The sequence below is a fragment of the Olivibacter domesticus genome (assembly GCF_900109575.1).
In the GTDB taxonomy this organism is placed as follows: Bacteria; Bacteroidota; Bacteroidia; order Sphingobacteriales; family Sphingobacteriaceae; genus Olivibacter; species Olivibacter domesticus.
Genome location: NZ_FOAF01000001.1, coordinates 2,366,491 through 2,378,376 on the forward strand (window position 1 = coordinate 2,366,491; position 11,886 = coordinate 2,378,376).

At 41.4% G+C, this 11,886-nt stretch carries 11 protein-coding genes; 10 read left to right on the forward strand and 1 reads right to left on the reverse strand.

Going from position 1 to position 11,886, the window contains the following annotated elements:
• Nucleotides 1-115 precede the first annotated feature (115 nt).
• Genes nuoI through BMY50_RS10300 form a run of 6 tightly spaced genes read left to right on the forward strand, consistent with a single transcriptional unit; the run spans nt 116 to nt 6,391 of the window.
• A complete protein-coding gene (gene nuoI, locus BMY50_RS10275) occupies nt 116-631 on the forward strand; it encodes an NADH-quinone oxidoreductase subunit NuoI (protein ID WP_093323178.1) in 516 nt (171 codons plus the stop codon).
• A 1-nt stretch (nt 632) separates the two neighbouring features.
• A complete protein-coding gene (nuoJ, locus tag BMY50_RS10280) occupies nt 633-1,163 on the forward strand; it encodes an NADH-quinone oxidoreductase subunit J (protein ID WP_093323181.1) in 531 nt (176 codons plus the stop codon).
• A complete protein-coding gene (nuoK, locus tag BMY50_RS10285) occupies nt 1,160-1,471 on the forward strand; it encodes an NADH-quinone oxidoreductase subunit NuoK (protein WP_093323183.1) in 312 nt (103 codons plus the stop codon). The genes nuoJ and nuoK overlap by 4 nt, the downstream gene beginning before the upstream one ends.
• A 3-nt stretch (nt 1,472-1,474) precedes the next feature.
• The gene (gene nuoL / locus BMY50_RS10290) at nt 1,475-3,367 is read left to right on the forward strand and encodes an NADH-quinone oxidoreductase subunit L (RefSeq protein WP_238383716.1); all 1,893 of its coding nucleotides are present in this window, start codon (nt 1,475-1,477) and stop codon (nt 3,365-3,367) included.
• Nucleotides 3,364-4,962, forward strand: coding sequence for an NADH-quinone oxidoreductase subunit M (gene nuoM, locus BMY50_RS10295; RefSeq protein WP_093323185.1), 1,599 nt, complete (start codon nt 3,364-3,366; stop codon nt 4,960-4,962). The genes nuoL and nuoM overlap by 4 nt, the downstream gene beginning before the upstream one ends.
• Nucleotides 4,952-6,391 carry an NADH-quinone oxidoreductase subunit N gene (locus BMY50_RS10300; RefSeq protein WP_093323187.1) on the forward strand — a complete coding sequence of 480 codons (1,440 nt, stop codon included), beginning with the start codon at nt 4,952-4,954 and terminating at the stop codon, nt 6,389-6,391. The genes nuoM and BMY50_RS10300 overlap by 11 nt, the downstream gene beginning before the upstream one ends.
• A gap of 102 nt (nt 6,392-6,493) precedes the next feature.
• On the opposite strand, the gene bla is transcribed toward BMY50_RS10300, so the two are convergent.
• Nucleotides 6,494-7,243, reverse strand: a complete 750-nt coding sequence (gene bla, locus BMY50_RS10305; protein ID WP_093323189.1) for a subclass B1 metallo-beta-lactamase — start codon at nt 7,241-7,243, stop codon at nt 6,494-6,496.
• A gap of 216 nt (nt 7,244-7,459) precedes the next feature.
• On the opposite strand from bla, the gene BMY50_RS10310 reads away from it, so the two are divergent.
• The 4 genes from BMY50_RS10310 to dgoD all read left to right on the forward strand — a co-directional run bounded on the left by BMY50_RS10310 (nt 7,460) and on the right by dgoD (nt 11,879).
• Nucleotides 7,460-8,296: a sialate O-acetylesterase gene (locus BMY50_RS10310; RefSeq protein WP_093323191.1), complete on the forward strand. Its 837-nt coding sequence runs from the start codon at nt 7,460-7,462 to the stop codon at nt 8,294-8,296.
• A gap of 526 nt (nt 8,297-8,822) precedes the next feature.
• On the forward strand, nt 8,823-9,851 hold the full coding sequence (locus tag BMY50_RS10315) for an SMP-30/gluconolactonase/LRE family protein (protein ID WP_093323193.1): 1,029 nt from the start codon (nt 8,823-8,825) through the stop codon (nt 9,849-9,851).
• A gap of 36 nt (nt 9,852-9,887) precedes the next feature.
• Nucleotides 9,888-10,511 carry a bifunctional 4-hydroxy-2-oxoglutarate aldolase/2-dehydro-3-deoxy-phosphogluconate aldolase gene (locus tag BMY50_RS10320; RefSeq protein WP_093323196.1) on the forward strand — a complete coding sequence of 208 codons (624 nt, stop codon included), beginning with the start codon at nt 9,888-9,890 and terminating at the stop codon, nt 10,509-10,511.
• 219 nt (nt 10,512-10,730) lie between these two features.
• Nucleotides 10,731-11,879: a galactonate dehydratase gene (dgoD, locus tag BMY50_RS10325; RefSeq protein WP_093323199.1), complete on the forward strand. Its 1,149-nt coding sequence runs from the start codon at nt 10,731-10,733 to the stop codon at nt 11,877-11,879.
• Nucleotides 11,880-11,886 lie beyond the last annotated feature (7 nt).

Below are 11,886 nucleotides of genomic sequence, written 5' to 3' on the forward strand. Positions count from 1 at the left end.
CGAAACGACAAATTTTACATAGCCTTGAACTTTTGGTTCCTTTTCTTTCAAGAGAAAAGAACAAGAATCTTTCAAGAGAAAAGAACAGCGTGAGGATAAATAAAAAAAAGAAACGATGATTAGTTTACTAAGAACAATGGCACTCACCTTTCTGCATATGTTCAGAAAAAGAGAAACCATACAATACCCAGAGGAAAAGGTCGTACTCCATCCACGTTGGCGGGGAAGAATTGTCTTGACGCGCGATCCGGATATGGGCGAGCGCTGTGTTGGATGCTATTTATGTGCTGCGGCATGCCCGGTCGACTGTATTTCATTACAAGCGACCGAGGATGAGCATGGCCGGCGATACCCAGCTTTTTTCCGTATCAATTTCTCGCGCTGCATCTTTTGTGGTTATTGCGAGGAGGCCTGCCCTACATACGCTATACAGTTAATTCCCGATTTTGAAATGGCTGAATATAACCGGCAGAACCTTGTTTATGAGAAAGAAGATTTGCTGATAGATGGACAAGGAAAATACCCTGGGTATAATTATTATAAAGTTGCCGGACTAGCAATAGGTGTAAAGGAAAAAGGCGAAGGCGACAATGAAGATCCACCAATTGACATACATAGCTTATTGCCTTAAAATGGATATTTTTTTCTACATAACCGCTTTTGTGACCTTGTTTTCTACGATCATGGTTATCACCCGACATAATCCGGTACATGCCCTGCTATACCTCGTTATTTCGTTGCTGTCTTTATCAGTAATCTTTTTCTTACTCGGCGCCCCCTTTGTGGCCTTGCTGGAAATCATCATCTATGCCGGAGCCATTATGGTGCTCTTCATTTTTGTGATTATGCTGTTAAATTTAGGAAAGGAAACCGCCGCACAAGAAAAAGCATGGCTTAAACCAACCGTTTGGATTGGCCCAGTAATTTTGTCGACCATCCTTTTGGCTGAATTATTTTATTTGATCATCACCGCCCAACCACCGTCTTACAACCTGCAAACAGTAGATTCCAAAGCTGTCGCCATTTCCTTATTTACGCCCTACCTTATTGGGGTGGAGCTGGCAGCCATGTTATTAATGGCAGGTGTAGTGGGCGCGGCTCATATTGGGCAACAGAAAAAAACAGTTTTACACCGCTTTCTAAAAGAGGAGGAACCACAATGAACACACCAATAGCGATCGAAATAGTAATGCTACTTGCAGGTCTCCTGTTTGTACTCGGCATTGTAGGCGTTATCATCCGAAAGAACATCATTTTTATGCTGCTCTCCGTTGAAATTATGCTCAATGCCGCCGGTTTAGCTTTCATTGCAGCAGGCTCACGCTGGGCACAGCCTGATGGACAAGTGATGTTCATCTTTATCCTGGCAATGGCAGCTGCAGAAGTTTCTGTTGGCCTAGCCCTCATTCTGCGGATTTATCACCAGCATAGATCACTGGATATTGACAAGTTAAAAGAAATGAAAGGATAGTATATGATGGATCACCTATTATGGCTCATACCTGCTTTTCCCCTTGTCGGTTTTATACTACTGGCATTGTGGGGTAAACATTTATCACGTTTTTGGACGGCCATAATTGGTGCAGGAAGCGTTAGTCTTTCGGCTATCCTAACGTTATTCATTGGCTTGAACTTTCTTAGCTCGACACCAGCAGACGGGCACTATTCTCAAACCTTATGGACCTGGTTCGAGGTGGCTACATTCATCCCAAAGATCACACTTTACCTAGACGCGTTATCGCTCGTTTTCGTTTTTGTCATCACTTTCATTGGCGCCCTCATTCATATCTATTCGGTGGCATTCATGGCGGCCGACAAAGATTATGCTCGCTTTTTTGCTTGTATGAACCTCTTTGTAGTTTCCATGCTCCTTCTCGTGTTGGCTGATAATTTATTGTTGCTGTATTTGGGATGGGAGGGTGTGGGCCTCTGCAGTTACCTGCTCATTGGCTTCTGGTATGAAAATCCAAGTAATGGCTACGCTGCCCGCAAAGCTTTTATCATTACCCGCATTGGAGACACAGCCATGGCCATTGGGCTTTTTGTGCTCTTCTACCAATTTGGCACCTTGTCAATCCCTGATATTTTAGCTTTAACCCCGACTACCTGGCATGAAGGAGCAACAATAACAACAGTCACCGCTCTCCTACTGCTTGCTGGGGGTGTCGGAAAATCAGCACAGTTGCCCTTACAAACCTGGTTACCTGATGCAATGGCCGGGCCATCACCTGTGAGTGCGCTCATTCATGCCGCTACCATGGTAACGGCAGGCGTATATCTTGTTGCCCGGATGCATGTTATTTTTCAGCTTTCGCCAATTGCACAAATGGTCGTCGCTGGCATCGGTGCAGCAACCTTACTCATCGCCGGTTTCAGCGCACTTACACAATATGATATTAAGCGGGTATTAGCCTATTCGACCATTAGTCAGATCGGTTATATGTTTCTGGCCTTAGGCTTGGGAGCCTGGACAGCCGCTATCTTCCATTTTATGATTCACGCCTTTTTTAAAGCACTTTTATTTTTGGCCGCAGGCGCTGTAATAGAAGCATTAAATCATGAACACAATATGTTCAGAATGGGTGGACTAAAAAGTAAGCTACCGGTTATCTTTTGGACTTTCCTTGTAGGATCGGCTTCCCTCGCCGCCCTGCCCATCATTAGCGCTGGGTTTTATAGTAAGGATCAGATTCTGTGGTATGCCTGGGCCAGTGAACATGGAAACACCACGCTCTGGTTAATTGCCTTGTTTGGTGCATTCCTAACAGCCGTTTATACCACCCGGATGCTCCTGCTTACGTTTTGGGGTGATGCAAAAACAGCGGTCAGTCATTATCCAAGCAAGCTCATGACCATCCCTTTAGCAATTTTGGCATTCTTTTCTCTTTTTGCGGGTTTTATTGAGCTTCCACATAATTTCGGGCACCTCACTCTTTTTTCCGATCTGCTACATCAAGTGCTGCCCGAAACTATTTTAAAAGCTGGCATCCATGGAGAATTACTTTTTCAGCTATTGGCAATGCTAGTCACTTTTGGCGGAATTTATATGGCGTATATTCTCTGGTATAGAAAACCGCAGCTTACTGAGAAATTAAAGCAATCCGCACCACTCATACATCTTTATAGATTTTGGTTTTCGGGTTGGGGTTTTGATCAAGTTTATCAGGTATTACTCGTAAAACCAGTCGTTTTTATTGCCAGCATCAACAAAAATGATGTGATCGATAAATTTTATCAAGGAATTGCGATCCTGATGGTTCGCCTTAACAGAGCGCTATCCTTTACACAGTCGGGATCACTTAGGTGGTATATTATTGGGTTGGTTGTAGGTGCCATCCTCATATTAAGCATACAAGTAATATTATGATACTCGTTTATCTCATCGGCTTATTAATGGGAGGAGGTGTACTTGCACTCCTAATGGGACAATGGAATAATAGCTTGCCCAAATGGATTGCGCTTTGCACCGTGTCCACTGGCTTTATCTTATTGCTTTCTTTCTGGATCGATCAATCCCGCATAATGAATACCCTTCTTCCCGAAACGTGGATGATGGAATATAGGCATGACTGGATCTCCACTTTTGGGATTAGTTTTCATTTAGCCATTGATGGCTTAAGTCTTTTATTATTGGTGTTGACTTTTTTCCTCGGAATCTTAGCGGTATTATGTTCATGGAAAGAGGTGAAGGAACGTATAGGTTTCTATCATTTCAATTTATTATGGATATTGGCTGGAATCTCGGGTGTATTCATGGCGATGGATCTGTTCCTGTTTTATTTCTTCTGGGAAGTCATGCTCATTCCCATGTATTTCTTAATTGGTATATGGGGAAGTGAAAATCGCGAATATGCAGCCTACAAATTTTTTATCTTCACACAGGCCAGCGGCCTGCTGATGCTCTTGGCTATATTAGGTATTTATTTTATTCACGGCAGTAATACCGGCAATTATACCTTCAACTATTTCGAATTACTGGGGTCGGATATTGCACCAAACGTAGCTTTTTGGTTAATGCTCGGCTTTATGGTTGCTTTTGTCGTGAAATTACCGATCGTGCCTTTCCATTCTTGGCTACCGGATGCACATAGTGAGGCACCTACCGCTGGCAGTTTAATACTAGCTGGATTACTCTTAAAAACAGGTGCTTACGGCATATTAAGATTTGTGTTACCCTTGTTTCCGGGCGCGGCACAATTGGTAGCGCCATGGGCGATGCTGCTCGGAGTGATTGGCATTATTTACGGAGCCATCCTTGCCTATTCACAGACCGATCTTAAACGCCTGATAGCTTATACTAGTGTGAGCCATATGGGCTTTATAATGCTAGGTATTTTTGCATTTAATGAATTGGCCTTACAGGGTGTGGTGATGCAGCTGGTTACTCATGCAATAAGTACCGGTGCATTGTTTATCATGGCAGGAATGCTGAAAGAGCGTTTGCATACCCGCGACCTCAGGCTGATGGGCGGATTGTGGACTCAAATGCCACAAATGGGAGCCTCAGCTATATTGTTAGCCATGGCATCCTTAGGCTTACCTGGCTTGGGCAATTTCATTGCCGAGTTCCTTATTTTATTAGGAGCTTTTAAAGCCAACGTGTGGCTTACTATTCTAGCTACATGCGGCCTGATTTTTTCTGCCATTTATTCCTTACGATTAATCCAGCAAGTTTTTTTGGGAGCATCAAAAAACCTCGATCCAATTCAAGATTTTTCATGGCGGGAAATAACCCTGATGGCCTCGCTTCTATTGTCTATCATATGGCTGGGTTTATATCCGCAACCTGTGATCAATACAGTCCGACCAACGATCAAGAAATTAGAGGAGCTGTTCTTAATCGAAAAAGAATATGGACATATTTTGATCAATAACAAGCGAATTGATTCGCTTCCTGAAAAAAATGTCCGACAAGTAAAGACCGAACTAGTACCTTCAAACACACATAGCTATGTTAGGTAACAATTTTATAGCGCTCTCTCCATTACTATTACTTGCCGGCTCTTCCGTGCTGATTATGCTTCTTATTGCGCTTAAACTTAGTCATCGTACCATCCAGTTCGCTAGTTTATTCTTATTTGTCCTTGCATTTTCTTCGCTTTTTTATGCGCATGACCTATTTTCCCATCCTATTGAACCATTATTGATTGTTGATCGGTTCTCCTTATTCATCATGGGACTCATCATTTTTTCAGGCTTGATAGTCAACATTCTTTCCTATATCTACTTTGAAGAAAAAGAAGAAAGTCCAAAGGAATACTACGTACTGCTTTTTCTATGTACACTCGGCGCCTGCGTTTTAGCAGTCAGCAAGCATTTTATCTCTCTATTTTTGGGTCTTGAAATCCTGACGGTAGGCTTATATGGGTTGATTGCCTATTTGAGAGCTAGGCATTACAACATTGAGGCTGGCATTAAGTACCTTATATTAGCAGCATTCTCTTCTGCTTTTCTTCTCTTTGGTATGGCCTTGATTTACCTTCAAACAGGCAGCATGGAATTTCTGACTATTGGGCAAAGTTTGCATTCCCTAACTTCGCTGCCGCCGCTGTTTCTCACCGGTTTAGGATTGATGCTCGTAGGAATAGGATTTAAGCTGGCAGTTGTTCCTTTCCATATGTGGACCGCCGACATCTACCAAGGAGCGCCTACACCCGTTACCGGCTTCATTGCCACTGTTTCAAAGGGCGGGGTCTTGGCGGTGCTTCTTCGTTTTTTTATTGAAATCGATGGATTTCGATTCAAAACCCTCATGCTTATACTTATCAGTATTGCCGTGGTATCTATGATCATTGGCAATCTCCTTGCGCTACAGCAAAAGAATGTGAAGCGTATCCTCGCCTATTCATCCATTGCGCATCTCGGCTATTTGCTCGTGGCTCTTATCCCCGGTAGCACCATGAGTCTTCAATCTGTTTGTTTTTATCTAGTGGTCTACGTTATAACGATCCTTACCGCTTTCGGCATCCTGATCATTTTGTCAACTAAGGAGAACGATGCCGACGATATTGAAAGCTATAAAGGGTTGTTCTGGAAACATCCGCTACTCGCCTGCATTTTTAGCGTAGCACTACTTTCACTTGCAGGGATACCACTTACGGCGGGTTTCGTTGGTAAATTCCTCATACTTGCCGCAAACTTACAGGCAGGTTTTTGGTTAACTGCCTTCGTACTAGTCATCAGCAGTGTGATAGGTCTGTACTATTATTTGCGAATTATCAGCAAGATGTTCTCCGGACGAGGGGGTGTGCTGCTCAAAGAGAAAAGAGCTTATCCAATTTTTTATTTGATTAGTGTGATCGTTTTACTGACGCTGACTTTATTTATTATTCTATTCGGAACCTATCCTTCCGGATTGATGTATTTTGTAGCTTATTTTCAGTTCAAATGATTTTTGTTGATTACCAACGCATTTATTTCTATCGTTGTCTATATTTTATTAAAGTTCTTCGCAAAAAAATCTTTCTCCTGTACTTTACAACCAATAAATTCTTTACTTGCTAACATCGCTTTCTCGGAACAATTTCACTGTGTAGTCCAATAACGCCTTATCTCCCAATTCTCCATGCCCCGGAATTACAACTTCTGTGTCAGGATATTTCTCTTTAATCTTTATTACTGTTTCCGACCAATCATTCACATTTGCATCTTCCAAATTACCCTTTCCAGCATCTATTTCTTTGATAAGGCAACCACCAAACATTATTTTCTCGCTCGGAAAGTACCCAATGATATTATCTTTCGTATGCCCCTCGCCATTAAACTCCGCCATTACTTCTTTGCTGTCAACGTTAAGTTTAAGTAAACGATCAAAGCCATTCTTTGGGGTTGGATAGTTCTTCGATTTGGCTGTCGCTATGGTTCGATTTAAGGCATAAGAGGGAATCCCTTGTTCGTGGAACGCTCCTAGTCCTCCTAGGCAATCGAAATGAAAATGAGTTGGAATAATCGCTTTTACTTTACAATCCAAGCTGTCCTTAACCCAGCTTATCAGCTCCATGGAAGTAGCATCATCAACAGGTGTATCAAAAATAATGGCTTCTTTCCCATCAAAAACAATCATCCCATTGCATGGCACTTTGCCAAAATCCTCCGTTTCTAAAAACGTTGTATGCTGGTAAACATGATCTTTTACTTTTTTTATGATAATATGATCAGTGGTGTAGCTTTTGTCAGATAGTTGAGCTGACTTACAGCCAAAAAAGAGCAACGTAAGACTTAAAAAAAGAACTTGTTTTATCATAAAGGATTTCTTATTAAGAGATTATATAAAAATAAACGAACAGTGCCCCCATTAAACATATGCTGCAAGTTATAAAATGTAGGTTGAAATTCAGTAACAAAAAAAAATAAAGCCTCATCTCTTCACAACGTTTTTCATAAAAGGCAATATTTCCGTAAAATTGGTATATTTACGTAAAAGCTCCACCAATCAGGAATAATCTTAGCCCCCGAAATTATGTACATTTTTATACAACATTGGTCATTCAAGCGAAAACTTCCGAAGCAAACTTTTGCAGCTGCGCTAGTTACTCTTCTATTCACCAACCTCACATGTATTGCTCAAGTAGATAGTAATTTCCATATCTATTTGTTAATGGGACAATCTAATATGTCAGGACGAGGCGTGATAACAGCTAAATTTAAAGAAGCACCAAGCAATAGAATTTTGAGCTTAGATAAAGAAGGGCAATGGATAATTGCCAAACATCCTTTACACTTTGATAAGGCAATTGCTGGTGTAGGACCTGGGTTGATGTTCGCACAGGAGATGCTAAAGAGCACCGGCAAGGAGGTGAAGATTGGCTTAGTTCCTTGCGCTGTTGGTGGAACCTCGATCAACAAATGGCGAACAGGGGCATACGATACCAGAACAAATACCCACCCTTATGATGATGCCCTTGTACGGATCAAGCGAGCGATGCAAAGTGGTATTATTAAAGGAGTTATTTGGCATCAGGGGGAAAGTGATCAGCATGACGTGCGTGATTATCTACCAAAGCTGAAGGAACTTGTTAGCAATATTCGCACATTAGTACAAAATCCGAGTCTACCTTTCGTTGTAGGAGAATTAGGACGATATAATGATGCTTATGAGGCTATTAATATGGAAATCCGCCAAGTAAAAACCCAACTACCTGTAATAGATGTCGTTTCTACAAGAGGCCTAAAAGACATTGGCGATCATACTCATTTCGATAGTATATCTGCTACGAAATTAGGAAAAAGATATGCGGCGGCGATGAATAAACAAAACAGACTGCTTGCCAAGAAAGGCAAGCAGTCACTACCGTGATCGTGTATCCAACCGTAATCCTTAGGTAGGTTCTTCAATTTAAGGCTCAAACAATAAACCGTAAAACGCTATGCATCTCACGATTTACCATCTTCTTAAATCCAGCAACTCAACACAATATACATTGTGTTAACATTTGCAGCTAAAGTCCATAAACTCACCTAACGTCTACAGAAATTTTCAGCTATCAATTGAGATTCAAAACTACCCTAAAATATTTTTTTCAACAATCCCTGAAAACAGCGATTATTCCTAGTGTTCATTATCTTATACTTTAACAGAGAAAAAATGTTCTGTGCGCGCCTATGTTCATCCTAATCGGGACCATCCATAGGAAGAAGCCATGCTTACACTTGCCAAAAAAATAACTGAGATGCTCGATCGGCAACTCGAAATTGACACAACAGCCATATTACTTCTGTATAGTATCATTTCATCGACTTTTTGTATCTAAAACTCAAATCATTACCTATTTTTAAGCTTTTCTCTTTATCTTTCACGATCGTTTGTTTCAATTTATACATTCATGATAAACCGATTTGAGCTAAAAAGCATAATATCACTTTCCCTTTTTGTTATGATTGTTCTGCATGCGCATTTAACATTGGCACAGGCTACAGATAAAACTCCCAAAGCAGTGATTGAAAAAATGAGCTCCGAATTGGATGCAATAATAAGTACAGATGCCGAAGTAGAAACCATTGCCAGTGGTTTTGAATGGGTTGAAGGACCGGTATGGGTAGAAAGTCAAAAAATGCTACTATTTTCTGATATTTTTAAAAACCGTATTTACAAATGGACGGCAGCAAAAGGCAAAGAACTTTATCTTGAGCCTTCGGGCTACTCCCAAAAGGCTCCCAGAGGAGGGGAAATAGGGTCAAACGGACTTGCGGTTAATAGCAAAGGCCAATTAGTCCTTTGCCAGCACGGAGATAGGCAAATTGCTATTATGAATGCCGCATTGGACCACCCGAAACCGGTATTTATCACGCTTGCGAATCAGTACGACGGAAAGAAGTTTAACAGCCCGAATGATCTTGCTATCAAAAGTAACGGGGATATTTATTTTACAGATCCTCCGTACGGACTAGAAAAAGGAGTTGAAGATCCTGCAAAAGAATTGCCTTATCAAGGCGTTTATAAAATATCGAAAGAGGGAACGGTTACCCTGCTGATAGATAGCCTCACAAGGCCAAATGGCATTGCATTTTTTCCCGGAGAAAAAAGCCTACTGATTGCTAATTCTGATGCGAAAAAACCTTATTGGTATATCTATGATCTCGACAAAAAAAGAGGTCTTATCAACGGAAGGATATTTTTCGATGGCAGCAGGGCCTTTCAAAAGGAGAACAGAAGTCCGGATGGCATTAAAATCGACAGAAAGGGCCGTGTTTTTGCTCCAGGACCTGGAGGCATTTGGATCTACAATGAAAAAGGAATGGTTCTGGGTAGAATAAAAATAAATGTTATAACCTCTAACTGTGCGTTTTCGGCAGATTATAAAACATTATTCATTACTGCAGATAGTTACGTGTTAAAAGTTGATCTGAAATAAAAGGAACACTTTAATTAAAATTTAAATGACGATCCCATGCCTGTATTAGCTCAAATAGTAGAAAACAAAATAATTGCCATTATTAGGGGTGCCAATCCAACCGATGTTATACATATCGTAGAAGCATTGTATGAGGGAGGTATACGCCTATTGGAAATCACCATGAACTCAGCCGAACCACTGGTCGTAATAGAGCAGGTGGCCGATAAGCTGGGAGATAAAATGGTTATCGGAGCCGGAACTGTATTGGATGCCAATATGGCCCGGGATGCCGTTCGAGCAGGCGCCAGATTTATCCTTTCTCCGATATTGGATGAAGAAGTTATTAACGCGACAAAAAGTCTTGGTATAGTGAGTATACCAGGAGCCTATACCGCAACTGAGATTTATAAAGCCCATAAGGCAGGAGCTGATATCATCAAAGTTTTTCCGGCAACCTCTCCAAGCTATTTAAAAGATATTGCGGGTCCCTTACCGCAAATTCCTTTGCTGCCAACCGGCGGCATTACGCTAGATAATGTACGAGACTATAAAAGAGCTGGAGCCATTGGGTTTGGTATTGGAAGTTCCCTCGTAGATACCAAACAGGAAATAACCGCACAATACCTTTCAAAGCTCAGAGATACCGCTCAAAAATTTGTGCACGCCATTAACCTATAAAGCCGTCGAACTAATCTACCAGCTAATGGGTTATGGTCGCATTAAAAAGGCTAAACAACATAAAACGAATAAACTAAAGAAATGAAACCATCATGATTTGCCAATCACACAGTGAAATGAATAAATCATGATAGCTTCATCACCTTAAAAAATCAAACTTAGCGAAGCGATCTCATTGATACCGCTATAAATAAACAATATATCAATAATTATATACGGATGAAAATTATAAGCTACGAACTATTTCAGGTACCGCCGCGATGGTTGTTTTTAAAAGTAGAGACAGACGAAGGGATTGTTGGCTGGGGAGAACCCGTTATTGAAGGAAAAGCCGCTACTGTAAAAGCTGCGGTAGATGAAATGATGGAATATCTAATCGGTAAAGATCCGATGAATATTGAAGACCATTGGAATGTGCTCTATCGGGCAGGATTCTATCGTGGTGGCCCTATCTTAATGAGTGCAATAGCAGGGATCGATCAAGCCCTATGGGACATAAAAGGTAAGTTTTATAACGCTCCCATTCATCAGTTATTAGGTGGGAAGGCGCGAGATAATATGAAAGTTTATTCCTGGATTGGTGGCGACCGCCCTGCTGAAGTAGGTGTAGCTGCTCGAAAAATGATTGAACAGGGATTTCTGGCAGTAAAAATGAACGCTACCGAAGAGTTGCAATATGTCGATAGCTATAATAAGATAGATGAAGCCATTGCGCGCATTGCTGCCGTAAGGGAAGCTGTTGGTCCAGACGTTGGAATAGGAATAGATTTTCATGGCCGCGTACATAAACCCATGGCAAAAATTTTGGCTAAAGAACTAGAGCAATACCGACCCATGTTTATTGAAGAACCTGTGCTCCCTGAAAACAATGAAGATCTAAGGGAGATCGCTAATCATGTTTCTATTCCAATAGCAACCGGCGAAAGGATGTTTTCGAGATGGCAGTTCAAAACCCTTTTGAAAGAGGGTTACGTTGACATTATTCAACCCGATGTATCGCATGCGGGTGGTATTACCGAATGCAAAAAAATAATCTCAATGGCCGAAGCCTTTGATGTTGCCGCCGCCCCTCACTGTCCGCTTGGCCCTATATCCCTTGCTGCCTGCCTACAAGTAGATGCCACATGCCACAATGCCTTCATACAAGAGCAAAGTTTAGGCATACACTACAATGAGGGAAGTGATTTATTAGATTACCTGACAGACAAAACGGTCTTTGAATACGAAAAAGGTTATGTGAATATCCCTGATAAACCCGGACTAGGCATTGAAATTAACGAAGATCATGTTAGGAAAATGGCTGCAATTGGACATAATTGGAGAAACCCAGTTTGGAGACATACAGACGGAAGTATAGCCGAATGGTAAAATATAA

Coding starts and splice junctions, on each gene's coding strand:
- dgoD (WP_093323199.1), top strand. CDS start 10,731: ATGAAAATTATAAGCTACGAACTATTTCAGGTACCGCCGCGATGGTTG.
- BMY50_RS10320 (WP_093323196.1), top strand. CDS start 9,888: ATGCCTGTATTAGCTCAAATAGTAGAAAACAAAATAATTGCCATTATT.
- nuoM (WP_093323185.1), top strand. CDS start 3,364: ATGATACTCGTTTATCTCATCGGCTTATTAATGGGAGGAGGTGTACTT.
- bla (WP_093323189.1), bottom strand. CDS start 7,243: ATGATAAAACAAGTTCTTTTTTTAAGTCTTACGTTGCTCTTTTTTGGC.
- nuoL (WP_238383716.1), top strand. CDS start 1,475: ATGATGGATCACCTATTATGGCTCATACCTGCTTTTCCCCTTGTCGGT.
- BMY50_RS10300 (WP_093323187.1), top strand. CDS start 4,952: ATGTTAGGTAACAATTTTATAGCGCTCTCTCCATTACTATTACTTGCC.
- nuoI (WP_093323178.1), top strand. CDS start 116: ATGATTAGTTTACTAAGAACAATGGCACTCACCTTTCTGCATATGTTC.
- BMY50_RS10315 (WP_093323193.1), top strand. CDS start 8,823: ATGATAAACCGATTTGAGCTAAAAAGCATAATATCACTTTCCCTTTTT.
- nuoK (WP_093323183.1), top strand. CDS start 1,160: ATGAACACACCAATAGCGATCGAAATAGTAATGCTACTTGCAGGTCTC.
- nuoJ (WP_093323181.1), top strand. CDS start 633: ATGGATATTTTTTTCTACATAACCGCTTTTGTGACCTTGTTTTCTACG.
- BMY50_RS10310 (WP_093323191.1), top strand. CDS start 7,460: ATGTACATTTTTATACAACATTGGTCATTCAAGCGAAAACTTCCGAAG.